24 protein-coding genes are annotated in these 23,919 nt (G+C 67.9%); 9 read left to right on the top strand and 15 right to left on the bottom strand.

Features of this window, described 5'->3' with window-relative positions:
• Positions 1-36 precede the first annotated feature (36 nt).
• Positions 37-642 carry a CDP-alcohol phosphatidyltransferase family protein gene (locus tag LXM88_RS12055; protein ID WP_262542508.1) on the bottom strand — a complete coding sequence of 202 codons (606 nt, stop codon included), beginning with the start codon at positions 640-642 and terminating at the stop codon, positions 37-39.
• A 460-nt stretch (positions 643-1,102) separates the two neighbouring features.
• On the opposite strand from LXM88_RS12055, the gene LXM88_RS12050 reads away from it, so the two are divergent.
• On the top strand, positions 1,103-1,732 hold the full coding sequence (locus tag LXM88_RS12050; protein WP_262542507.1) for a lysophospholipid acyltransferase family protein: 630 nt from the start codon (positions 1,103-1,105) through the stop codon (positions 1,730-1,732).
• Positions 1,733-1,769: 37 nt separating this feature from the next.
• A complete protein-coding gene (locus tag LXM88_RS12045; protein WP_262542506.1) occupies positions 1,770-2,699 on the top strand; it encodes a phosphatidate cytidylyltransferase in 930 nt (309 codons plus the stop codon).
• Positions 2,700-2,741: 42 nt separating this feature from the next.
• On the opposite strand, the gene LXM88_RS12040 is transcribed toward LXM88_RS12045, so the two are convergent.
• Positions 2,742-3,557 carry a topoisomerase IV gene (locus LXM88_RS12040; protein ID WP_262542505.1) on the bottom strand — a complete coding sequence of 272 codons (816 nt, stop codon included), beginning with the start codon at positions 3,555-3,557 and terminating at the stop codon, positions 2,742-2,744.
• A complete protein-coding gene (locus tag LXM88_RS12035) occupies positions 3,554-3,718 on the bottom strand; it encodes a hypothetical protein (protein ID WP_262542504.1) in 165 nt (54 codons plus the stop codon). The genes LXM88_RS12040 and LXM88_RS12035 overlap by 4 nt, the downstream gene beginning before the upstream one ends.
• Positions 3,719-3,852: 134 nt before the next feature.
• Here LXM88_RS12035 and LXM88_RS12030 point away from each other — a divergent pair, with 134 nt between their 5' ends.
• A complete protein-coding gene (locus LXM88_RS12030; RefSeq protein WP_262542503.1) occupies positions 3,853-4,656 on the top strand; it encodes a response regulator transcription factor in 804 nt (267 codons plus the stop codon).
• A 78-nt stretch (positions 4,657-4,734) separates the two neighbouring features.
• Here LXM88_RS12030 and LXM88_RS12025 read toward each other — a convergent pair whose 3' ends face one another.
• Positions 4,735-6,564, bottom strand: a complete 1,830-nt coding sequence (locus LXM88_RS12025; protein WP_262542502.1) for a methyl-accepting chemotaxis protein — start codon at positions 6,562-6,564, stop codon at positions 4,735-4,737.
• A gap of 273 nt (positions 6,565-6,837) precedes the next feature.
• Between LXM88_RS12025 and LXM88_RS12020 the strand changes: the two genes are divergently transcribed.
• Positions 6,838-7,659: a carbon-nitrogen hydrolase family protein gene (locus LXM88_RS12020; protein WP_262542501.1), complete on the top strand. Its 822-nt coding sequence runs from the start codon at positions 6,838-6,840 to the stop codon at positions 7,657-7,659.
• A 40-nt stretch (positions 7,660-7,699) separates the two neighbouring features.
• Here LXM88_RS12020 and LXM88_RS12015 read toward each other — a convergent pair whose 3' ends face one another.
• Genes LXM88_RS12015 through LXM88_RS12005 form a run of 3 tightly spaced genes read right to left on the bottom strand, consistent with a single transcriptional unit; the run spans position 7,700 to position 10,708 of the window.
• Positions 7,700-8,011, bottom strand: coding sequence for an AtuA-related protein (locus LXM88_RS12015; protein WP_262542500.1), 312 nt, complete (start codon positions 8,009-8,011; stop codon positions 7,700-7,702).
• Complete coding sequence (locus tag LXM88_RS12010) at positions 8,011-9,369, bottom strand: acyclic terpene utilization AtuA family protein (protein ID WP_262542499.1); 1,359 nt, start codon at positions 9,367-9,369, stop codon at positions 8,011-8,013. The genes LXM88_RS12015 and LXM88_RS12010 overlap by 1 nt, the downstream gene beginning before the upstream one ends.
• 40 nt (positions 9,370-9,409) lie before the next feature.
• On the bottom strand, positions 9,410-10,708 hold the full coding sequence (locus tag LXM88_RS12005) for a CitMHS family transporter (RefSeq protein ID WP_262542498.1): 1,299 nt from the start codon (positions 10,706-10,708) through the stop codon (positions 9,410-9,412).
• A 97-nt stretch (positions 10,709-10,805) separates the two neighbouring features.
• On the opposite strand from LXM88_RS12005, the gene LXM88_RS12000 reads away from it, so the two are divergent.
• Positions 10,806-11,702: a LysR family transcriptional regulator gene (locus tag LXM88_RS12000; protein ID WP_262542497.1), complete on the top strand. Its 897-nt coding sequence runs from the start codon at positions 10,806-10,808 to the stop codon at positions 11,700-11,702.
• 33 nt (positions 11,703-11,735) lie between these two features.
• On the opposite strand, the gene LXM88_RS11995 is transcribed toward LXM88_RS12000, so the two are convergent.
• Positions 11,736-12,326 carry a flavin reductase family protein gene (locus LXM88_RS11995; RefSeq protein ID WP_262542496.1) on the bottom strand — a complete coding sequence of 197 codons (591 nt, stop codon included), beginning with the start codon at positions 12,324-12,326 and terminating at the stop codon, positions 11,736-11,738.
• Positions 12,327-12,459: 133 nt separating this feature from the next.
• Positions 12,460-12,885: a VOC family protein gene (locus LXM88_RS11990; protein WP_034183320.1), complete on the bottom strand. Its 426-nt coding sequence runs from the start codon at positions 12,883-12,885 to the stop codon at positions 12,460-12,462.
• Positions 12,886-12,997: 112 nt separating this feature from the next.
• Here LXM88_RS11990 and LXM88_RS11985 point away from each other — a divergent pair, with 112 nt between their 5' ends.
• On the top strand, positions 12,998-13,885 hold the full coding sequence (locus LXM88_RS11985; RefSeq protein ID WP_262542495.1) for a LysR family transcriptional regulator: 888 nt from the start codon (positions 12,998-13,000) through the stop codon (positions 13,883-13,885).
• 162 nt (positions 13,886-14,047) lie between these two features.
• Here the strand turns inward: LXM88_RS11985 and LXM88_RS11980 are convergent, their stop codons facing one another.
• The 4 genes from LXM88_RS11980 to LXM88_RS11965 are packed head-to-tail and all read right to left on the bottom strand — an operon-like array spanning position 14,048 to position 19,013.
• Positions 14,048-14,827, bottom strand: a complete 780-nt coding sequence (locus tag LXM88_RS11980) for a hypothetical protein (RefSeq protein ID WP_262542494.1) — start codon at positions 14,825-14,827, stop codon at positions 14,048-14,050.
• A 55-nt stretch (positions 14,828-14,882) separates the two neighbouring features.
• Positions 14,883-17,459 (bottom strand): TonB-dependent siderophore receptor, encoded by a 2,577-nt coding sequence (locus LXM88_RS11975; RefSeq protein ID WP_262542493.1) that lies wholly within the window; start codon positions 17,457-17,459, stop codon positions 14,883-14,885.
• Positions 17,460-17,513: 54 nt separating this feature from the next.
• Entirely contained in the window at positions 17,514-18,500 is a 987-nt protein-coding gene (locus tag LXM88_RS11970) for a FecR domain-containing protein (protein ID WP_262542492.1), read from the bottom strand.
• 3 nt (positions 18,501-18,503) lie between these two features.
• Complete coding sequence (locus LXM88_RS11965; protein ID WP_262542491.1) at positions 18,504-19,013, bottom strand: sigma-70 family RNA polymerase sigma factor; 510 nt, start codon at positions 19,011-19,013, stop codon at positions 18,504-18,506.
• Positions 19,014-19,053: 40 nt separating this feature from the next.
• On the opposite strand from LXM88_RS11965, the gene LXM88_RS11960 reads away from it, so the two are divergent.
• The 3 genes from LXM88_RS11960 (at position 19,054) to LXM88_RS11950 (ending at position 22,298) form a co-directional block, all read left to right on the top strand.
• Positions 19,054-19,236, top strand: a complete 183-nt coding sequence (locus LXM88_RS11960; protein ID WP_262542490.1) for a hypothetical protein — start codon at positions 19,054-19,056, stop codon at positions 19,234-19,236.
• A gap of 260 nt (positions 19,237-19,496) precedes the next feature.
• Positions 19,497-20,657: a porin gene (locus LXM88_RS11955; protein ID WP_262542489.1), complete on the top strand. Its 1,161-nt coding sequence runs from the start codon at positions 19,497-19,499 to the stop codon at positions 20,655-20,657.
• A gap of 411 nt (positions 20,658-21,068) precedes the next feature.
• A complete protein-coding gene (locus tag LXM88_RS11950) occupies positions 21,069-22,298 on the top strand; it encodes a transglycosylase SLT domain-containing protein (RefSeq protein WP_262542488.1) in 1,230 nt (409 codons plus the stop codon).
• A gap of 46 nt (positions 22,299-22,344) precedes the next feature.
• Here the strand turns inward: LXM88_RS11950 and LXM88_RS11945 are convergent, their stop codons facing one another.
• Positions 22,345-22,674 (bottom strand): hypothetical protein, encoded by a 330-nt coding sequence (locus LXM88_RS11945; protein WP_262542487.1) that lies wholly within the window; start codon positions 22,672-22,674, stop codon positions 22,345-22,347.
• 359 nt (positions 22,675-23,033) lie between these two features.
• Positions 23,034-23,780, bottom strand: a complete 747-nt coding sequence (locus tag LXM88_RS11940; protein ID WP_262542486.1) for a MipA/OmpV family protein — start codon at positions 23,778-23,780, stop codon at positions 23,034-23,036.
• Positions 23,781-23,919 lie beyond the last annotated feature (139 nt).

The following is a 23,919-nucleotide window of genomic DNA, read 5'->3' as shown; positions in this document are numbered from 1 at the left end:
CGAATCGTGTGGCGCCGCCCTCCGGCGCCTCGTAGTTCAACCGCCCTTTTCGGCGATGCCGGCCTGCACGCGCCGCACCACCGTCACGATCGACAGCACGATCAGCAGGCGCCACAGCCATGCGGCGATGCCGCCGACCGGCAGGCCGAAGCCGATCCACAGCGCGAATGCGCCGAGGGCCAGCGCGCGGTCGCTCTTGCCGAACGGGCCGTCGTAGCGGCGCGTTGCGCCGACGAGCGGCCCGATCAGCCCCGCGCATTCGACGATCACCGCCGTCAGCGCGAACAGCCAGACGTCCGCCGGAGCGAACGCGGGAACGGCAAGGAACGGCAGCACGAGCGCGACATCGGACACGATGTCGCCCAGCTCGTTCAGGTACGCGCCGAGCGTGCTCTTCTGCCCGTGCTCGCGGGCGAGCATCCCGTCGATCGCGTTGAGCGCCATCCGCGCGAACAGCCACAGTGGAATCAGCAGGAACAGCACGCGGGCGAATACGCCGAGCCCGGCGAGCGCGCCGACGACGATCGAGCCGCCGGCCGCGAACAGCGTGACCTGGTTGGCGGTGACGCCGCGTTCGGCGAGCGAATTCGCGAACGGCCGCAGACGGTCCTGGAATTTGGGTTTGAGTGCGTAGAGGCTCATCGTTTCGTATTCGTATTATTCGCTCGGCACAGTCGGACACGTTTCCCGCCACCATGCCCCGGGCGGCGAAACGGCCTTCGTCGGCCTTCAATGGACGGCCCCCATCGTCGCCGAGCCGCCCCGATGCGTCAAGCGTGCGCCCGGCCCGCCCGCGCGGCGCCAATCTGGCGTTTTTGACGGAAACTCGCGATAATCCGCTGGCCCGATCGCAGCGCAGATCCATTCGAACTGCAAACGGGCACTCGTGCAACGGCCGACATCACGCCGCCGACGGCGCATTCGCCGCTACGCAACGGGGTGAGACGGCGAACCGTCCGATTATCGCGGACCTGCGACAGGCAGCCACGAACTTGAAAAAATTTAAACAAGGGCCGTCCGGCGCGCATCCTGCCGCGCCGGCATTCCGGGACCCCGTCCGCCGCACCTGCGGCCGGGCATGCAGGCAGGAGGCAGCGCGCCGATGAACATCGTCAACGTCTGGCAGCGCGACTTCCTGCTGTCCATCGTGCGGCTCGTCGCCGGCGCGTATCCGGTCTGGCATCAGGCGCCGCCGTCCCCGACGCAGAAAATCTATTTCTCGAACCATACGAGCCACATCGACACGCTCGCGATCCTCGCCGCGCTGCCGCGCAACGTACGCGCGGTCGTGCGGCCGGTCGCCGCGCGCGACTACTGGGACAGCAGCGACACGAAGCGCCACATCGCGCAGAAGCTGCTGAACGTGGTGCTGATCGACCGTCACCGCGAATCCGGCGGCGACCCGCTTGAACCGGTGCGCGACGCGCTGCGGCAGGGCCACTCGATCATCATCTTCCCGGAAGGCACGCGTGGCGCCGACGTGCTGCCGCAGCCGTTCAAGAGCGGGCTGTTCCATCTCGCGACCGAATTCCCGAACGTCGCGCTCGCGCCCGTCTATCTGGAGAACCTGCAGCGCATCATGCCGAAGGGCGCGATCTGGCCCGTGCCGCTGATCTGCAAGGTGCACTTCGGCGCGAACGATGCGCTCGGCAGCCAGGAAGACAAGCCGACGTTCCTCGCCCGCATGCGAGACGCGGTCGTCGCGCTCGCGCCGCAGCGGCCCGCGGGCTGAACGCGGCACCCTCCTCTCCCTTTTTCCGGATATCCCCATGCGAACTATTTTCTGGGAGCTGGTTGCGGGCGTCACGGGCGTGCTCGTCGTCGCGACCGTGATCGGCGCGATCCTCGGCGCGCGCAACGGCGGCACGAGCTCGACCATTGTCAACCTGAACCAGCGCATCCGCGCGTGGTGGGCGATGATCGCGATCATGGCCATCGCGATCGGCCTCGGCAACAACGTCACGTATCTCGTGTTCGCGCTGCTGTCGTACCTGACGCTGCGCGAATTCATCACGCTCACGCCGACCACCGCGAGCGACCACACGACGCTGTTCATCGCGTTCTTCGTCGCGATCCCCGTGCAGTACCTGCTGCTCGGGATCAACTGGTACGGGATGTATTCGATCTTCGTGCCCGTGCACCTGTTCTTCGCGATGTCGCTCGTGTCGGCGCTCACGCAGGACACGCGCGAATTCCTGAGCCGCAACGCAAAGATCAACTGGGCGCTGATGGTGTGCGTGTACGGGCTGAGCCACGCGCCGGCCGTGCTGATCCTCGACATTCCGCACTACGCGGGGCAGAACGCGCTGCTGCTGTTCTTCTTCCTGGTCGTCGTGCAGATCAGCGACGTGCTGCAATACGTCGTCGGCAAGCTGTTCGGGCGCCGCAAGATCGCGCCGCAGCTGTCGCCGTCGAAGACGGTCGAAGGCTTCATCGGCGGCGGCCTGCTCGCGACGCTGTGCGGCGCGTCGCTGTATCGCGTGACGCCGTTCAGCTTCGGCGCGGCGTTCGGGATCTCGCTCGCGATCGTGATCGCGGGCTTCGTCGGCGGGCTCGTGCTGTCGGCCGTCAAGCGCTCGCTCGGCACGAAGGACTGGGGCTCGATGATCGCGGGCCACGGCGGGATGCTCGATCGCGTCGACTCGATCTGCTTCGCCGCACCGGTGTTCTTCCACCTGGTGCGCTACCTGTACGTGTGATGCGCGGGCGGCGCAACGCCGCCCGTTCCGCCGCGCGGACGCTCAATACCCTGCGCGCAGCGCCTTCGGCACGATGTAGCGGCCGCGCGCCGCGTCGAATTTCACCGTGTAGCGCGCGTGGATATCCTTGTCGCCGCGCGTGCCCGTTTCCGTGACCGTCAGCGGATAGACGTCGCCGGTGCCCGTCGTGTCGGGCACGATCGTGAACGTGCGGCTCTCGCAATGCGACTTCGCGTTCCCGCAGTCGAGCGATCCCGCATTGTCGAGCGCTTCGTCGATGCGCGACGCCGCTTCGACGATCGCATTGCCGTAGGGCAGCCAGATCGACCGGCTCGCCTGCGTATAACCCTGCAACGTGACCCCGTCGCCGATGACGAACCCGAACAGGTGCGGCCCGAGCCGCTCGATGCGTACCGTGCCCGGTTCGCCGCGCTTGCCCGACGCGATGTCCGTCTTCTTCACGACCGGCTCGAGCGTCTTGCCGTCCGGCGCCGGCTTCAGCACGTACAGATCGATCGTGCCGGCCGTGCCGTCGGAATCCATGCCCGGCGTCCCGTTCTGCACGGCCTCTTCGGTCTCGCCGCACATCGCGAGCAGAACCCGCGGGCCGTCGGCGGTCGCGACGCGCAGCGAGCCGCACGGCGCATAGATGAAGTCGCCCGCGTCCGACTGCCAGCCCTTGCGGTCCGCGCGCCATTTGCCGTAGCTGTCGTGGATGAACGTCTGCAGCTGGCGGTCGGGATGGACCGGATCGGCCGCGTAGACAGGCGACGACGCGGAGAGCGCGGCGAGCACCGCGAGTGCGGCAAGTGAAGCGGCGAACAGCTTGCGGCGTGTGTTTCGGTGCTGGACAGTCATGACGAGGTCCGGTCGGATTGGAAAGGCGTGTAACGGATGGTGGCGTCGACGGGTCGTTGCACGACACCGGCGACGCGCACGGCGACGGCCGCGGCCGCGAACCGGCGGCAGTGCCCGGCCTCGCCATTCGCGCCGGCCGGCGTTACGATCTCGTTCTTCATTGCAGGATCCGGTCGAAACGCACGGCCCGTGCCGCGCGCGCGGGCATGCACCCGCGAGCCCGTAGCGTACACGCACGGCGTAGCATCGCAAGCGTGCATCGACCGGCCCCATCCGGGACTGACGGGACCAACGCATGAACCTGACCTTGCAGGACGTCGCATGGCACCGGTCGGTCGGACGGCTCATCGAGTCGCTCGACCAGCCGGGCTTCTGGCTGTCGCTGATCCGGCTGATCGACGAATACGTCGCGGTCGACAGCTGGGTCGCGCTGATGTTCGACGACGGCCGCCCGCAGGTATTCGCCGAATGCCCGTACGAAGGCGACGGCCCCGACCCGCTGTTTCGCGACTACGTGCAGGGCCTGTACCTGCTGGACCCGTTCTACATCGCGAACCGCGACGCGCCGCAGAGCGGCCTGTTCCGGCTGTCCGACGTCGCGCCCGAGTGCTTTCGCGACACCGAGTACTACACGCTCTATTTCACGCACAACGTCGTCGAGGACGAGGTGCAGTTCAACGTCGTGCTCGACGACACGCGCACGCTGTGCCTGTCGCTCGGCAGCAAGCAACGCTTCAGCCCCGAGCAGGTTGCGCTGCTCGACCTGGTGCGGCCCTGGGTGGCCGGGCTGATGCGCCAGCGCCTCGCGTTCGAGCAGACGCCCGCCGACGCCGAACCCGCGCCGTCGCGCCGGGCCGGTGCCGACGGGCGGGACGGCTTCGAGCATGCGATGGCGCGGCTCGGCACGCCGCTCACCGCGCGCGAACTCGACGTGATCCGGCTGATCCTGAGCGGCCGCTCGAACAAGGAAGTCGCGAACAAGCTGGCGATTTCCGCGGAAACGGTCAAGGTGCACCGGCGCAACATCTACGCGAAGCTCGCGATCAACTCGCAGTCGGAGCTGTTTTCGCTGTTCCTGAAGGCGCAGACCGACGGATAGCGCGCGGCGCCCGTTCCGCCGGCCCGTTCTCGCGCCCGTCGTGCAACCTTCCCGCAGCCTTCGGCTGCCCCGGCCGGATCAAACCGATGCCGTCTCGGCCCGATGCGAACCCGCGAGCTTGAATTCGCCGACCGTCTGCGCGAGCTGCGCCGCCTGCTCGCGCAACAGCGCCGCGGCGGCAGCCGATTCCTCGACGAGCGCCGCGTTCTGCTGCGTGGAATGATCGAGCTGCGACACGGCCTGGTTCACCTGCGCGAGCCCGGTACTCTGCTCGTTCGCCGCGACCGTCATTTCCGCGATCACGCTCGTGATGCCGCGCACCCCCTCGACGATCTCGTCCATCGTCTCACCGGCCGTCTTCACGAGCCCCGAACCGCCCTCGATCTTCTCGACGGACGACTGGATCAACTGCTTGATTTCCCGGGCCGCCACCGCGCTGCGTTGCGCGAGCGTGCGCACCTCGCCCGCGACGACCGCGAAGCCCCGCCCGTGCTCGTGCGCGCGCGCCGCCTCGACGGCCGCATTCAGCGCGAGGATGTTGGTCTGGAACGCGATGCCGTCGATCACGCCGATGATGTTCGAGATCTCGGCCGACGCCTTCGTGATCTCGCCCATCGTCGCGACCACCTCGCTCACCACCTCGCCGCCGCGCACGGCGACGCCCGACGCCGATTCCGCCAGCCGGCTCACCTGCGTGGCCGAATCGGCCGAGTTGCGCGCCGTGCCGGCGATCTCCTCGAGCGCCGCCGCCGTCTCCTGCAGGCTCGATGCCGCATGTTCGGTGCGGCTCGACAGATCCTGGTTGCCCTGCGCGATCTCCGCGCTCGCCACGCTCACGGATTCGCTGAAGCCGCGAATCTGCAGCAGGATCGCACTGATCTTTTCGGCAAACATGTTGAACGCGCGCGCGATCTGCGCGGCCTCGTCGCTGCCGTCGGCCGGCAGCCGCTTCGTCAGGTCGCCGCTCCCGCTCGCGACGTCGGTCAGTGCGTCGCGCACGAGCAGCACGCGCTTGAATGCCGCGTTCGTCAGCGCGCCGACGAGCGCTGCCGCGACGCAGGCGACGACGAGGATCGCAATGAGCGTCGTCGTCGCGACGGCCCGCATGCCGGCCGTCACGTCCGACCGGTCGAGCGCGATGACGAGCGACCAGTCGGTCCCGGCGATCGGGCGCGCGCGGAGCAGCTTGGTCACGCCGTCCACGTCGATCGCCACCGGTTCGGTCGCCGCCTGCAGGCCGGCGAGGCGCTCCGGCGTCAGTTCGGGCGACAGTTCGACGGCCGGCTTCATGATCAGATCGGTCTTCGCGCCCGCGATCAGGCGCCCGCTCTTGTCGACCAGGAACGCGAAGCTCGACGGCGTCGGGTGCATCGATGCCACGATCGCGCTCGCGCGCTCCATGTAGAGGCTCGCCGCGAGCACGCCCTTCAGCGTGCCGCCGCGCACGATCGGTGCGGCGAACGCAAAGGCGGGCTTGCCGGTCGACGCGTCTCGGTACAACGCCGTGACGACGAGCCGGCCGGCCTCGACCGCCTGCTTGAACCACGGGCGCGCGGTCGGATCGTAGCCGGCCGCGAGCGGGACGTTCGAGAACGCCGTGCGGTCCGGCAGGCCGAGCGTGAGCACCTGGAAGCCGCCCGATTTGCCGAGCAGCGTCAGCGCCGGCAGCGGGTCGCCTTCGCCCGGCGCCAGTGTGTCCGCGAGCGCCTGGGTCTGCTGCGCGCGGCTCGCGACCCACTCGTCGAGTGCGAGCGCGTGGCCGGTCAGGACGGACTGCAGGTTCTGGTCGATGGTTGCGTCGTTGTGCTGCTTGACGACGTAGTACACAAGGCCGCCTGTCACGGCCAGGGCCGTGACCACGATGGCGACGCAGGTCGCCAGAATCCGGGCGCGAATCGATGACAGCATGATGACGGTGATCTCCGGTTGCCGCGTAGTTTTCGAATGGTCAAATGGGCACTCAATCGTCCTTAACGACCGCGCGGGACGCAACTTGAGGTTCGACTGGTCAGACCGGCGAAAAAAAGCGAACCCGGGCCGGCGAAAGCCCGCGAGATCAATACCCCCGACGGGTTAACACGCCGACGGGATGGGAAAACCCGCGGTTCGGCGCATACTCGGGCGTTCCGACATCCACCGTGGCGGGGCCGGCCGCGCCGGTCCCGCCCACCGAAATCGCCCATGAAACTGAAGCTCGACATCGTCCAGCTCGCCGGCCGCGACGGCGACACGCACTACAACCTGCAGCGCACGCTGGAAGCGATCGCGACCACCGCGCCCGGCACCGACATCGTGATGTTTCCGGAAGCGCAGCTCACCGGCTTCCTCGATCCGTCGAATCTCGCCGACGTCGCCGAGCCGCTCGACGGCCCGAGCATCGGCGCGGTCATCGCGGCCGCGCGCGCATGCGACGTCGCCGTCGTGGTCGGGCTGATCGAGAACGATGGCGGCCGCTTCTACAACACGACCGTGTTCGTCACGCCGGACGGCATCGCACTGCGCTATCGCAAGACCCATCTGTGGGTGAGCGAGCGCGGCGTCGTGCTGCCCGGCGATCGCTACGCGACGGTCGAATGGCGCGGCGTGCGGATCGGCCTGCTGATCTGCTACGACAACGAATTCCCGGAAACCGGCCGCGCGCTCGCCGCACTCGGCGCGCAATTGATCCTCATCACCGACGGCAACATGGAGCCGTACCGATACGTCCACCGCACGTCGGCATCGGCGCGCGCGATGGAGAATCAGGTGTTCGCGGTGGTCGCCAACCGCGTCGGCGACAGCACGCACGACGTCGTGTTCGCGGGCGGCAGTCTCGCGGTCGATCCGTTCGGCAACGTGATCTTCGAAGCCGGCAACACCGAATCGCGCCACGCGGTCGAACTCGATTTCGACCAGCTCGCCGCGTCACGCGCGGTCTACGATTATCGAAAGGACCAGCGCCTGCACATCGCCGGCGAGCGCATCGAGCACGCGGACGGGCGTCGCGAGCTGCTGATTCCCTGACCCTGAGCCTGTGCGCACGACCCGGCCGCGACGTGTGCCGTCACGCCGGGTCGGGCACGTCGATCGCCAGCAGCGCCGAACTGACCGACTTGCCGTGCGCATCGAGCGCGAGCGAACGCGTCACGCCGCCGCCGAGCGCATCGCGCAGCACGAAGTTGAACGCGCCCAGCGCCGGTAATTCGTAGCGCACGACATCGCCGTGCACGATGCCCGCGAGCCACGCCTTCACCTTGTCGGCATCCAGATGCGCGCGCAGATGGTCGTAATGGCGCGGATCGCGGCAGATGACCGACACGTTCAGCGTATTGCCCTTGTCGCCGGTGCGCGCATGCGCGAGTTCACGCAGTTGCATCATGCCTCCACGAATGAAAACGACGGCGTCACCGCGTCACGCGGCAGCAGCACCGACTGCACGGCGATCACCTCGCGCGTCGACTTGAACGCGCCGCCGCCGCCGGCCGGCCCGTTCGTATAGAGCGTCTCGACTTCATTGCCGATCCGCGCCGCTTCATCGGCGCTCGCCGCACGGCCGGCCACCCGCACGCGCACCTCGGCCGGCTCGCCGCGCACCGCCGGCGTCGCGTCGCCATACAGCGAATCGACGCCGATCAGGTCGAAGCGCAATTCGGTCGCGGCGACGCCGGTCAGCGCCAGTCGCTCGCGGACGATGTCGAGCGCGAGACGCGCGCGTTCGAGTGCGCCCGGGCCGCCGTACGAGATCTGGCCTTCGCCGATATAGCCGTCGACGTAAGCGACCGACACCTTCAGCGTATCGGGCCGCGCGGTGCCGCGCCCGCCCGTCACGCGCACGCGATCCGTCGCCTCCCCGGCGACCGCGACGCGCGTGAAATCCGCGACGACGTCGGGCTGCAGATACCGCGCCGGATCGTGAATCTCGTAGAGCAGTTGTTCCTTGCAGGTCGCCGCGCTCACGCGGCCGCCCGCATGCGCCACCTTCGTGATCACGACCGAGCCGTCGGCCGCGACTTCGCCGATCGGGAACCCGAGCCGCGCGAGATCCGGCACGTCCTTGTAGCCGGGATCGGCGAAATAGCCGCCCGTCACCTGCCCCGCGCATTCGAGCAGATGGCCGACGACCGTCGCCTGCCCGAGCGTGTCCCAGTCGTCCATCCGCCAGCCGAACGCGTGGATCAGCGGCGCGGCGAACAGCGACGGATCGGCGACGCGCCCGGTCAGCACGACGTCCGCGCCGGCCGCGAGCGCGTCGACGATCGGCGCGGCGCCGAGGTATGCATTCGCGGACACGATGCGGTCGCGATACGCGGCGACTGCGTCGCCCGATTCCTCGAAACTGAACGCGCCGCGCAGCACGACGTCGAGCACGTCGTCGCCTTCGACCGCCGCGACCTTCAGCCCCGCGATGCCGAGCGATTGCGCGATCTGCGCGGTGCGCGTTGCCGCTGCGCGCGGGTTCGCCGCGCCCATGTTCGACACGATGCGCACGCGTTTTGCCGCGGCGATCGGCAGCACCGCACGCATGCGCGCGTCGAGCAGCGGATCGTAGCCGAGCGCCGGATCCTTGCGGCGCGCCTGCTGCGCGATCGCGATCGTGCGCTCGGCCAGGCATTCGAAGACGAGATAGTCGAGCTGCCCGTGTTCGGCCAGTTCGACCGCGGGCTCGATCCGGTCGCCAGAGTAGCCGGCGCCCGCGCCGATGCGCACGCGCCGTTCAGGTTGCTTTGCTGTCATGTCCGTACCGTCGTCCGGCGGGTCTCGCCGCCGGAAAAAATCAAAAGATGCCCAGCACGACGCACGCGATCGTCATCACGATCGAGGCGCCGAACAGCAGCGGGAACGTGAATTTCTGATGCTCGGCCAGCTCGATGCCGCACAGGCCGACGACCAGGAACGTCGCGGGCGTCAGCGGGCTGACCGGAAACCCGGTCGTCATCTGGCCGAGCAACGCGGCCTGCCCGACCTGAACGGCTGGCACGCCGAGCTGGCCGGCCACCTCCGCAATCACCGGCAGCACGCCGAAGTAGAACGAATCGGGATCGAACAGCATGCTGAGCGGCATCGACGCGAAACCGAGCACCACCGGAATGTGGCCGGCCATCGACGGCGGCACGAAGCCGACCGCGGCCTGCGCCATCGCCTTCAGCATCCCGCTGCCTTGCATGATCCCCGTGAACACGCCGGCCGCGAGCAGGATGCCGGCCATCATCAGCGCCGCGCGCGCATGCGCGTCGATCCGCTTCCTCTGCATGTCGACGTCCGGGTAGTTCACCATCAGCGCGATGCACAGCCCGACCATGAACATGATCGCGGGCGGGATCTTCTCGCCCATCACGACCATCGTGCCGAGCACGACGAGCGTCAGCACGAGGTTGAACCAGAACAGGTGCGGCCGGCGCAGCGCCTGCTCGTCGGGCGTCAGTTCGCGCGTCGGCAGCGGAATCGACGCATCGTCGCGCGACAGGCCGAGCCGCTTCTCCTCGCGCCGCCCGAGCCAGTACGCGACGCCGAACACGAACACGAGCCCGATCGCCTGGACCGGGATCAGCGGATTGAACAGCGCCGACACCGGCAGGTGCAGCGACGCCGACGCGCGGATCATCGGCCCCGTCCACGGCAGGAAGTTGATGCCCGCGGCCATCGACACGGCCGCGGCCAGCACGCGCCGGTCCATTTTCAGCCGGTCGTACAGCGGCAGCACGGCCGGAATCGTCACGAGAAAGCAGACGGCGCCCGAGCCGTCGAGATGGATCAGCAGCGCGAGCAGCGTCGTACCCATCACGATGCGCGTCGGCCGCGTGCCGACCGCGCGCAGGATCCGGTCGATGATCGGGTCGAGCGTGCCGGCGTCGGTGATCGTCCCGAAATACAGGATCGCGAACACGAACATCCCGACGACGGGCGCGAGGCCCTTCAGCCCGTCGATGACGAACTTGCTGGTGTGCAGCCCGAAGCCGCCGAGCAGCGACGCCGCGATCGGCACGACGATCAGCGCAACGAGCGGCGACATGCGTTTGGAAAGAATCGCGGCCAGCAGCACGACGATCGTGCCAAGCCCGAGTAACGGCAGCATCCGTGTCTCCTACCTTGTCTTTTGTTGAAGACGAGCGTAAGGTCGGCGCAGCGATAGCACAATTGAAATGATTTGATCGCAGCAATCACGAATCGTTATGGATCTGAATCTTCGCGACATCCGCGCGTTCGTCACCGTCGCGCACGCCGGCAACTTCACGCGCGCGGCCGCGCGGCTGCACCTGTCGCAGCCGGCGCTGACCGTGCAGATCCGCCGGCTGGAGGAAATCGTCGGCGCGCGGCTGTTCGACCGCAACAGCCGCAGCGTCGCGCTCACGCAGACGGGGCGCGAGCTGCTGCCGCTGCTGCAGCGCTCGCTCGACGACATGGAACGCGTGCTGCGCGATGCGCGCGCGCTCGGCGAAGGCACGAGCGGCACGGTGCGGCTCGCGTGCCTGCCGACGTTCGCGTCCAGCGTGCTGCCGGAGCTGATCCAGTCGTTTCGGCGCGACGTGCCGCGCGCGGGCTTCGAGATTCGCGACGGCGTCGCGAGCCTCGTCACTGCGCTGGTGCGCAACGAGGAAGCCGATCTTGGATTGACGGGCGGCGACACGTTCGATGCGTCGCTGGAAGTGTTGTACGCGGGCGCCGACCGGCTCGTCGCCGTGTGCCCGAAGGATCATCCGCTCGCACGCAAGCGCCGCGTGAGCACCGCCGATGTCGCAAGCGTGCCGCTCGTGCTGACCGCGCAGGGCACGAGCGTGCGCAGCGTCGTCGATGCTGCGCTGGAGGCGGCTGGCTGCACGCCCGACATCGCGTGCGAGCCGACCTACATGATGACGGCCGTCGCGATGGTGCGCGGCGGCCTCGGCGTGACGATCCTGCCCGCGACCGCGCGCGAGGTGCGCGCCGAACCGGAACTGGTCGCGAAGCCGATCGACGATCCCGCGTTCGTGCGGCCGATCGCGCTCGTCACGAAGCGCGGGCGCACGCTGCCGCGCGTCGCGCAGGCGTTCGCCGAAGCGATGCTGGCTGAATTGAAAAAGCGCGCGTGAACCGCGCGCCCGGATCGGGAAAGAAAGCTGGCTTTATGCTTGCTGCGCGTCCGGATCGACGTGCAACGATTCGCCGATCGCATAGAAATTGCCGCCCGCGATGTAATGCAGGCTGCGCAGCGCCGGATCGGCCGATTCGAAATACCAGTGGCCGTCGCGGAACACGCGCGTGTCGGACCACGCACCGACCACCTCGCCGATGAACAGGTCGTAGGTCTGCTGGTTGTGCGGCTCGGGAATCAGCTTGCATGCGAGCCAGCCCGAGCAGCCGGCGACGAACGGCAGGTCATGGCCTTCGACGTCGAACAGCGTGACGCCCGCTTCGCGCAGCTTGTCGGGCCGCTCGGCAAGACTGTGGCTGCCGACCGCATGCGTGAGTTGCAGCTGCGCGGCCGTCGGCACCTGAATCACGAACGTGCCGCTGCGCTCGACGAGCTCGCGCGTCTTCGCGGACTTGTCGAGCACGACGGTCAGCTTCGGCGGCAGGAAGTCGAGCGCGCACGCCCACGCGGCGGCCATCACGTTGTCGACGCCGTCGTGGCGGGCCGACACGAGCACGGTCGGGCCGTGATTGAGGAGACGGTAGGCTTTCTTCAGCTCCACCGGAGCGATGTGACTGTCCATACGGGTTCCCTGGAAAACGGCGCGCACGGACGCATGCCGTGCGGCGCGGCGCCGACCGCAGCACCTGCGCGCGGCCCGGCCGGAGGCCGCATTCTCGCACCCATTTTCAATCGGCGCAGACTCGCCCGATCCGTCACTTCGCGAACAGCTGCCCGATGTCGCGGAATGCCTTGAACTCGAGCGCGTTGCCGCACGGGTCGAACAGGAACATCGTCGCCTGTTCGCCGACCTGCCCCTTGAACCGCACATACGGTTCGATCGCGAAGGTCACGCCGAACGATTTCAACCGCTCGGCCAGCGCTTCCCAGCTCGCCCAGTCGAGCACGATCCCGAAATGCGGCACCGGCACGTCGTGACCGTCGACGGCATTCGTATGCGCGCCTTCCTGCGATGCGGTCTTCGGGTGCTCGTGAATCACGAGCTGGTGCCCGTAGAAGTCGAAGTCGACCCATTGCGTGCTCGAACGCCCCTCTTCCAGCCCGAACACGCGGCCGTAGAAATCGCGCGCGGCCGGCAGGTCGTAGACCGGAATCGCCAGGTGAAACGGGGAAAGACTCATGATTGCCTCGTGAAGAGATGCTCGCGTGGCGCGAGGACGGCACCATGGTAGACAACGGCAAGCAAAAATTAAATCAATATATAGTTTTGCAATTCACAAACGGAATCGATCAATGATCCGCGAGCTGAAAACCCTTGTCGCCGTCGCCCGGGAAGGCACGTTCGCCGCCGCGGGCAACCGTATCGGGCTGACGCAGGCGGCCGTCAGCGCGCAGATGCAGCGTCTCGAAGCCGAACTCGGCTTCGCGCTGTTCGACCGGCAAGGCCGGTCGGCCCGTCTCAACGAGCGGGGCCATCACGTGCTCGACCAGGCGCAGGCGCTGATCGGCCTGTACGAGAACCTGAGTTCGGCCGCGCCCGGCTCGCCGGCCGCCGTGCGCGTGACGATCGGCGCGATCGCGTCGGTGCAGAGCGCGCTGCTGCCGGCCGCGCTGGCCGATTTCCATCGCCGGCATCCCGCGTGCCGCACGCGCGTGATACCGGGGCTGTCGATCGAGCTGGTCAACCGCGTCGATGCGGGCGAAATCGACATGGCCGCGATCATCCGGCCGCCGTTTTCGCTGCAGAGCGACCTGCACTGGACGACGCTCGCGCAGGAACCGTTCCGGCTGATCGTGCCGCGCGGTGTGAAGGGCAAGGACTGGGCCGCGCTACTGTCGAGCGAGCCGTTCATCCGCTACGACCGCGCGTCGTTCGGCGGCCGGCAGGTCGATCGTTTTCTGCGGAAGATGCACATCGCGGTGCGCGACACCTGCGAACTCGACGAACTCGACGCGATCGTCAAGCTGGTCGAGAACGGCGTCGGCGTCGCGATCGTGCCGCAGACCGCCGCCTATCGTCGCTGGCCGGCGGGCGTGCGCGCGATCGACCTCGAGCACCACACGTTTCACCGCGATATCGGGCTCGTGCATCGCGCGCCGCGCAACCTCGCCGAGCCGGCGCGCTTGCTGGCCCAACTGATCGAAGACGTCGCGCTGAAGCAGACGCCGCCGGCCCGTTGACGCGCGAACGGCGGACACGCACCAGCCCGGCATGGCGTGCAGGTGACCGGAGCGCTCATGCAACGGGCGTTTTAAGCAGGATGACGAACGTGTCGTCGGTCATCCGGGACATCGAGGACAAGCTCACGTTGCCGCCGCCGTACGCGGCGTGCGGCAACACCATCAACGCCGCCCCGCCGCCCAGTCGACGGCCGCGTCGAACAGCGCGACGCCGGCCGGCGACAGGTTCGTGAACGTGTCGTTGTCGAGGAAGAACATCACGCGACGCGCCGGCGCGAGCGCCTCGTAGTCCATCGTCGCGCCCTTCTCGTACGCGAAGATCGCGGCCTTGTCGGGCTGGCCGTACACGGTCGCGATCGTGATCGCGCCGAGCCCCGGCTTGCCCCAGCTCATCGGCGCCTGCTTGCCGTACACGTTGGTCGCGCCGGCCGGCAGCCCGGCCGACACCGGATGCGGCGCGTTGACGAGCCACAGGTAGCGCTCCTTGCCCGTTTCGCCGAAGTCGACGTCGTGACGCTTGCCCGTCATCGCGAGATCGTCGAGCAGGTCGTTTTCCCAGGTCACGAGCGGCTTGTCGAGCGTGCGCCAGCCCGGCCGCACGTTCTTCGACGATACCGTCGACGAGATCACGACCAGGTCGGCGTCGCGTGCCGCATCGGGGCTGGCCGACTCGTCGATCAGGCGCACCGCGTAACCGCGCTCGCCGAGATGCTGGACGATGCGCTCGTCGACCTTCAGGTTCGGGCCGCGCAGCTGCACGAGCATCGCGACGCGCGTGACGGCCGGCGCTGCATCGGCTGCCAACGCGGGTGTCGAACCACTCGCACCCAGGCCCGCGCACAGCGCGAGCACCGAGCCCGCGATCGTGTGCAAAACGCGGCGTCGCGCGCCGACGGCAACATCAGCGGCGCGCACGGCGCCGATCTTCATCTTCCGGTTCATCTGGATCTTCTCCGAAGCCGCGCGCCGTCGTTTCGGCCACGCGGCGATTGCGTGGTCAGAACTGCAGCGTGGTCAGCAGCGACACCTGTCGCGCGTCGCCGATCGCGACGAAGTAGCGGTTCGCGCTCGACGGGTAGTACGTGCGGTTGAACAGGTTCTTCACGTTGAGCTGGAACGACAGCTTCTGCTTGCCGATCCGCGTGTCGTAGGTCGCGAACGCATCGGCGAGCACGTACGACGGCAGCGTGAAGCTGTTCGCCGAATCGCCGGGCCGCGCGCCGACGTAGCGGGCCGCCGCGCCGATGCGCAGGTCGTCGCCGCCGATCAGCGTGCCGACGTCGTAGACGGCCGCGAGCGACGCGGTGTGCCGCGCGACGTTCCACAGCTGGTTGCCCGCGTACAGCGGATCCTCAGTCGTCTTCGCGTCGATGTACGCGTAGCTCGCGATCACGTTCACGCGCTCGCCGATCCGGCCCGACACGTCGAGCTCGATCCCCCGCGAGCGCGCCTTGCCTGACGTGCGCCAGTCGGTCAGCTTGGTCGCGTCGTTGTATTGCGACACGAGCACGTTCTTCTTGTCGATGTTGAACAGCGCGAGCGTGCCGGTCATCCCGCCCGGCAAGTCGAGCTTGCCGCCCACCTCCCACGCGGTCGCTTCCTCGGGCGGTGTCGCGCCATCGATCACGTAGCCCGTCATCGGCGCGATCGACGACGACGGTTTCAGCGATTGCGAATAGCTGCCGTACAGCGAGAACGAATCGGTCCACTTGTACACGACGCCTGCGCGCGGCAGCCACTTCGAGCCGCTGAGATCGGTGTTCGCAACGAACGGCCGACCGCGCCCCGCGACCTGGTTGTACGTGATGTAGCGCAGCCCGCCCGACACGATCCACTTGTCGGTCAGGTGGATGCTGTCCTGGAGGAACACCGACGTATCGTGCAGCGTGTCGGTCTGGTCGCTGTCGCTCGCGGAAACGGTGCTCGACGGTGGCAGCAGCCCGTACACCGGATCGATATAACTGAACGGCGTCTTCACGGCCTGCCGCAGCATGTCCTTGCGGTAGATGCGGCGATACTCGCTGTCGACGCCGAGCTGCACGTCGTGGCGCATCCCCGCGAGCGTCACCTTGCCGTTCACGTAAGCGATGCCGTAGCTGTCGGTGCTGAGCGAACCGTGCGTCGCATCGTTGCTGCGCGACAGCGTGCCCTTCACCGGATCGACGCCGGTCGTGCGCAACTGGTTCGCGTCATAGGTCTCGCGGTTGTAGCTGTAGCCGAGATGCGCGCTCCAGTCCGCATTGAACTGGTGATCGACGCTCAGCTGCGCGAGATGCGATTCGCCGTCCATGTTGTTGAACGGCTCGTCAAGCCGCCGCCGCGCGGGAATGTCGAGCGGTGCATTGGTGCGCGGGTCGAGCGCGGTGCCGCGATCGAACGGCGAATGGAACTTGCGGTACTCGTAGGACACCACGACCTGCGTATCGCGGCCATACCACGCGAGCGACGGTGCGACGAAGGTCTGCCGGTATTCGCCGAAGTTGCGCCAGTACTGCTCGTTCGACTGGTCGACGATCAGCCGGTACGCGAGCCGCGAATCGCCTACCGGCCCCGTCGAATCGAAGGTCGCGCTGCCGCCGTTCTTGCCGTGCCCGAACGTCGACGCGCCGAGCGAGATCGCGTTGTAGCGCACGAGCTGCGGCTGTTTGGTGACGACGTTGACCACGCCGCCCGGGTCCATCAGCCCGTACAGCAGCGACGTCGGCCCCTTGAGCACCTCGACGCTGTCGACCGCCGCGTTGAATGCGCGCCCCTGCACGAGCGGCATCCCGTTCTGCATGATCGAGCCGTCACGATTGCCGCCGAAACCGCGCTTCATGATCGTGTCCTGCGTGCCCGCGAGCGTGTTGCCCTGCGTGATGCCGCTCACGTTGCCGAGCGCGTCGTCGAGATTGCGCGGACGCTGGTCGCGCAGCACCTGTGCGGGCACGATGTTGACCGCCTGCGCGGTGTCGAGCAGCGGAATGTCGGAACGCAGCACGCCCGCTTCCTTCGGCGCGCGATAGCTTTCGGCGCGCAGCGCGCGGGTGCGCACCGTGATCGTCGGCAGTTCGGCGGCGGCCGCCGCGCCGGCCGCCGCAGGCTGCGCGACCGAGCCGTTCGCGCGCATCAGCGTGTAGCCGCCGCCCGGCTGGCGCAGCGCGACGAGCCCCGTGCCCGCCAGCAGGCGGTCGAGCGCGCCGTCGACGTCGAACCGGCCCTGGACGCCGCCGCTCGTCTTGCCGGCCGTCAGCTCGGCCGGAAACGCGAGCAGGATGCCCGCGTCGCGCCCGAACCGGTTCAGCGTCGCTTCGAGCGGGCCGGCCGGAATGTCGAACGCGCGACGCGATGCGCGCTGCGCGGCAGGCGCCGCATCGGCATCGGTGTCGGCCAGCGCGGGCAGCGGCAGCAGCGCCGACAGCAGGACGGCGCCGGCCAGCCGGCGCGCGAAGCGGCCCGGTGCGGCGGGCGCGGCCGGGCGCAATGCACGCGGCAGATGACGGGCGGGCGCCGGGCGGCGCCGATATGTGAGACGGATGGAAACCATGATCGGAGAGTCGGTGGACGATGGGCCAGTGCTGCTTTCATTACCCATGTCACGCGAACATCGAGAAACAGCTCAGGTCGGCAGAAAATTTTTTCGCAGCGCTCACGATCGGGCCGGCACGACCGTCGCCCAGTAGCGCGTCAGGTAGTCGACGTCGATCGGTAGCGTCGCCTTCAGCGTGTCGAGCACGCGCGCGGGATCGTCGAGCGGATAGGTGCCCGACACGCGCAGGTCGGCCACGGCCGCATCGCAGCGCAGGCTGCCGCGGCGATAGCGGTCGAGCTCGGCGACGAGGTCGGCCAGCCGCATGCGCGACGCGACGAGCATGCCGTCCGTCCACGCGGACGCATACGCATCGAGCGGCGCCGGCGCGCCGATTGCGTCGCGCGTGAAATCGGCGCCCTCTCCCGCCGCGATCACGCGCGTGCCGGCCGTCGCGTCGACCGGCTGCACGCGCACGGCCCCGGCGAACACCTCGATGCGCGTCGCGCCGTCGCGCTGCCGTACCGCGAAGCGCGTGCCGAGCGGCCGCAGCTCGCCCTGCGCGGTCGCGACGACCAGCGGCCGTGCGGGCACGCGATCGTCGTGGCCGCTCGTCACCATGATCGTGCCGCGCAGCAGGCGCAGGCGACGCGCGGCGGCGTCGAAGCGCACGTCGAGCGCCGTATCGGTATCGAGCACGATGACCGTGCGATCCGCGAGTGTCACCGTGCGCCGCTCGCCGACCGCCGTGCGCAGATCGGCCGGCCAGATCGCCGCGCGACGCGCGGGCTCGGCCATCCACGCGGCGCCGCCCGCGAACAGCAGCACGGCCAGCGCCTTCACGGCCGCGCGGCGGCGGCCCGCACGCGGCGGCAGCAACGAAGCATGCGCGGCCTGCGTATCGAGCCCGGCCGCCAGCCGGCCGAACCTGCGCTGCATCGTTTCGATATGACGCCATGCCGCGTCGTGCGCCGGATCCTCGGCACGCCAGCGCGCGAGCGCGGCGTCGAATGCGTCGTCCGTGCGCCCGGCCTGCCGGTCGACCCACCATTCGACTGCGCGACGCGCGACATGCGGCGGCACCGCCGGCGCTCCCGGGGCGGCCATCGGTCAGGCCGCCATCGCGAAGAAGCACTGCGTGCCGGCCTTCACGAGATGGCGCTTCACCGTCGCGAGCGACACGCCGAGTTCGCGCGCGATCTCGGCCTGCGTGAGACCGTCGAGCTGCGCGAGCAGGAACGCGCGTTTCGCCGCGAGCGGCAGGCCGTCGAGCAGCCGGTCGATTTCGAGCAGCGTCTCGAGCACGACCGCCCGCTCTTCCGGCGACGGCGCATACGCTTCCGGACGCTGCGCGAGCACGTCGAGATACGCACGCTCGATCTGCTCGCGGCGCCAGTGGTTGCTCAGCACGCGCTGCGCGACCGTCGTCAGGAACGCGCGCGGCTCGTCGGCGCCGATCGGCTCGTCGCGCACGAGCAAGCGCATGAACGTGTCGTGCGCCAGGTCGGCCGCGCGGTGCGCGCAACCGAGCTTCCGGCTCAGCCAGCCGCGCAGCCACGCGTGATGGCCGACATAGAGGGCGTCGATTTCTCGATGGAGAGACAGCTTGTCAGCGGACATGGCCGGGTTCCGGGGTGCGCAGGCGGCGGCAATTTTGTAAATGAGAATGATTATTATATACAAAAGCGAGCTTGCGACCGCGGTTTCGGTGCGCGGCGGCTACGCGGCAGCGACGGATGGCGAAGCCGCGATGCCGTCGCCGGCCGCAGGCGATACGCCGCTAACACATTCATTTCAGCCCGGCCAATTCAATTCATTAAATAATTATTTGACGGATCAATAACAATAGTCCGGCCGCCACCCTTTCCCCGAAAATCGCCGGAAATTATCACGGGATACGTAAAACGCCATAGGTAAATCGCAAAATGACAACCCATTGATACGCGATCGACAATAATTCAAATCCATCAATGGTGAATTTCGTAGGACATCCCTGTCTGCGTCAGGCCACACAAGAGAATTTCATTTTTGCCGTTTTAATCCGGATCGGTAGTCTCCTGCCATTCCGGATCACGAACACAAGCCAATGCGCAAGGAGATGAAATGAAACGCACGACCCTCTCGCTGATTTCCATCGCGTCATTCGCGGCAATACCCGCCGCGCATGCGCAGTCGAGCGTCACGCTGTATGGCGTGATCGACACGTCGATCACCTACGTGAACCATGCGCAGGGCAAGGACAACGCGTGGATGCTCGGCAACAGCAGCGCGGGCAACCTGGCCGGCAGCCGCTGGGGCGTGAAAGGCACCGAGGATCTCGGCGGCGGGCTGAAGGCGCTGTTCCAGCTCGAGAACGGCTTCGACCCGAGCAACGGCCGGCAGGGCCAGGGCAGCCGCCTGTTCGGCCGCCAGGCGTTCGTCGGCCTGACGAGCGACCGCTACGGCACGCTCACGTTCGGCCGCCAGTACGATCCGCTCGTCGACCTCGTGCAGGCCATCACCGCCGACAACTATCTAGGCAGCGTGTTCGCGACGCCGGGCGACGTCGACAACTACGACAACAGCTTCCGTGTCGACAACGCGGTGAAGTACACGTCGGCCGTCTATTCGGGCCTGCAGTTCTCGGCGATGTACTCGTTCGGCGGCATCGCCGGCAGCACGGGTTCCGCGCAATCGTATTCGGCCGCCGTGTCGTACAACAACGGGCCGTTCACCGTCGCGGGCGGCTACTTCCACGCGACCAACAGCCCCGCGTCGAACGGCCTGCGCAGCGGCTGGACCAGCTCGTCGGACGGCACGTTCGACGGCCCGATCAACAACGGCTATGCGAGCGCGCACTCGATCGGCATCGCGCGCATCGCCGGCCAGTACGTCGCCGGCCCGTTCACATTCGGCCTCGGCTACAGCAACGCGCAGTACCGCCGAGATGCAAGCTCGGTGTTCGGCTCGAACGAGCACTACAACACGGGGCAAGGCTTCCTGAACTACCAGGCGACGAACGCGCTGCTCGTCGGCGTCGGCTACAGTTACACGCGCTCGGGCGGCGACACGTCGGCCACCTATCACCAGGTATCGGCCGGCGCGGACTACAACCTGTCGAAGCGCACCGACGTCTACCTGACCGCCGCGTACCAGCACGCGAGCGGCCAGACCGGCGACGGCCACGGCGGCTCGATGGCCGCGCAGGCATCGATCGGTTCGTACGGCTATGCGGGCACGAGCTCGCAGACGATGGTCAACCTCGGCCTGCGCCACCGCTTCTGATGCGAAGCGGCCGGTTGCGCGCCGCGCGGCCGGCCGGAACCGCATGCCCTCGCACGGCGGCTTCGGCCGCCGTTGTCTTGCGATCGTCTGTTCATCGCCCCGACCTGCACGGACACCGACTGCCGGGCGATTTCCATTCCGACTGATTCAGCACCGCTCTCCCGACGTGGCTGACGCAACGCGTCAGGTTTCCGAGCATCGCCACTGCACCCGCATGCGCCGAAAAGGCGGCCATTTTTACCGGTCGAGCGTCGTCGCGACCGCCGATCCGACACGATCAAGATGCGTGACGCACGCATGGGCAAATGCAAAGGAAAGTTTGACGCGAGCCATTTGTCTGCTCGCTATGGCACACTTCGCGTCTCGCGTAATTTCCTTGCACCGGGCGGCCGGATTCCGCCCCATCCTGCCATGCCGTGTCAGACAACCCGCTCGATCAGCCGCGAAACGCTGAAGGTCGCCTCGACGATTGCGATGTCGTGCGTGCTGCACGGCGTCGCGCGCGCCGATTGCCTCGACGACGCGGCCGCGTTCCAGCACGTGAGCGTCAGCCTGATGCGCGGTATCGCGCAGGTCGAATCGGGGATGAATCCGAACGCCGTCAACAAGAATACGAACGGCACGTTCGACATCGGCCTGATGCAGATCAACAGCACGTGGCTGCCGACGCTCGCGCGCGAAGGCATCACGCAGCAGAGCCTGTTCGATCCGTGCACGAACGCGTATGTCGGCGCGTGGATCCTGTCGCAGAACATCCGCCAGCTCGGCCCCAACTGGAACGCGATCGGCGCGTACAACTCCGCGTCGCCAGACAAGCGCCTCGCGTATGCGCGCAAGGTCTATGATGCAATCCGGACCATGCCGGATTCGCCGGATACTCCCATGCCCATCCTTCCACCGTCCTTTACGCCGCCGCAGCAGCAACAGGCGTACAACCCGTTCGCGAGCCTGAGCGTCCCGGCGCCGCAGGTCACGCGAGCGCGCACGGTATCGCCGGCCCCGCCTCCGCCTCCGCCGCAGGGCGGCCCCGCAGGCCCGGCCGGTACCTACAACTTCGGATGGTCGGTCACCGGCGCGGACCAGGCGAAGCCGACCCAAGTCTTCGACGACGGTGCGCGGATCTACGTGCAATTCAGCGACATGAAGCACGTGCCGGCGATCTTCACCGAAACGTCGTCGGGCCGCGTGCTGATGTCGTGGGAACTGCAGTTTCCGTATGCCGTTTTGACGCGCCCCGCGCAAACGTTGATCTTTCAGCTCGGGCCGTTCGAGGCGCGCGCGCAGCGTGGCGCGGCCGGCGGCGCAGGCATGACCGCGCAGACGGGTACGGCCGCGCAGCGCCCGGGGGCGGCGACGGCGGCGGCTACTCCGTCGAATTCGAAGAAGTCCGCCGATGCGGCAGCGACTACGGCGGCGAATCCGGCGACGAAACGCTCGGCGTCGGCCGATGCGCTGTGGTATCTGAACACGCCGTCGACGTCGGGATCGGCGTCCGCATCGCCATCGACATCGAATATTCCCGCGACGCTGCCGACGGCCGTGACATCGAACACGCCGCCGGCCACACCGGCTCAAGCACCGGCTGCGGCGGCTCAGCCTTCGCGCGTCAGCACCGATGCGCTGTGGTACATCTCGAAGTAACGCACGCCCGCTCGCGCATTCGCGCGTGCGGCACCGGCGCGATCCATCACCCGCGCCGCACCCAGATCACCTTGCCGTCGCGAATCCCGAGATTGCGACGCTCCTGCCGGTAATCCATCGTGCCCGGCAACGCGTTGCCGTCGCGCTCGAGCACGCGCCACAGGCAGCCGTCGAGTTGCGCGGCCGCATCGGCCTCGGTCATGCCGACCAGCGCATCGTCCTGCCCCGCGTCCGCCTTGCATGCCTGCGACGCGCCCGCCTGCCCGCCAGTCGCCGGCGTGTTGCCCGCGCTCGTGATCTTCGTGTTCATGTCCGCACATCCCGCAAAGGTTGCGCTCGCAACCAGCGCCATCATCATCGCGATCGTCTTCTTCATCGATTTCTCCCTTTCGCGCCCGGTGGAGCAAATGCGGCGTCCCTCGCCGACCGAGGCGTTGCATGCATGAGCGGTTCCGCGCGTCGCCAGCCGCTTCCCGACGGATGCCGGCCGGCGAATCGCGGCCTCGCGCGCCCCGACCGTGCCGATTCGGCGTATCGAGGGCGCGGGCTCGGCCCGAAGCCGAAGCCGAAGCCGAAGCCGAAGCCGAAGCCGAAGCCGAAGCCGCCTGCATGTTACCGCACGCGGTCAGCCGCTACGGCGCTGCGCCGACGCATCGCGCGGTGCGCGCGAATCGATCGCGCCGATCCATGCACGCCAACGCAACGCGGTATTCGGGATCGATGTCTGCGGCCCGTTCAGAACCTGTAGGTCACGCCCGCGATGGCGAAGTAGTTGCTGCGCGACTGGACGATCGGGCTGTCGCCGTAGCGGCCGAGCAGCCGCGTCACGCCGCCGGTCGCGAGCACCGACCAGTGCTGCGACAGGTTCCAGTTCCATGCGACCGCCATCGACGCGCTGTCGATCCCGCCGCTCGTCGAATACGGCCGGAACCGGCTCGTCATCGACTGTGCGTCGGTCACACCGTAGAACGTCTGCGTATACCGTCCCGAGCCCGCGTGCACGGTGCCCGTCACGACGATCTCGTGCTGCGCGGTCTTGAACACGGGCACCGCGAGATCCATGTGCCCCGACACGCCGCGCGACGTGTGCGTCACGGGTGTGTCGATCGTGACGCTCAGTTCGGCCGCATTGAAGAGCGTCACGCCCGCGCGCACGCCGACCAGCACCGAGCCCGGGATCCGGCCCATGCCCTTCAGGTAGTCGGAACCCGGCAGGTCGAAACGATTCTCGTCCGCGCGGCCCGCGTCGTAGCTCACGGCCGCCGACACGAACACGCCGTGCGGCAGGTCCAGCCGGTAGCCGGCGCCCTGCTTGGCGTCGATGAAGAAGCCGTTGCCGAACGTGGCGGAAAACGACGGCGCGACGACGCCTCGATACTGGTTGCTGCCCTGGTAACGCGGCGCAAAACCGCCGCCGAGCGAGATCGAATACTGGTTTTCCGCGTGGGCGGCGGCGGCGAGGGTCAGGCCGGCGAGCGGCATGCAATAGCGGTAGCGGCGGAGTATTGGGCGCACAATATTGAGATATGAGTGACGGAGCCCGCAGTCTAGGTGCCGCCCTGCGCCGAGACTGTCCTGAATCTGCGGCGAATCTGTGCTCAATTGTGTTCGATTGTTCGCG

The organism is Burkholderia sp. S-53, from assembly GCF_025560745.1.
GTDB lineage: Bacteria > Pseudomonadota > Gammaproteobacteria > Burkholderiales > Burkholderiaceae > Burkholderia > Burkholderia pyrrocinia.
Note: the sequence above shows the minus strand (reverse complement) of the source record. Positions and strands in the feature narration are given on the sequence as shown.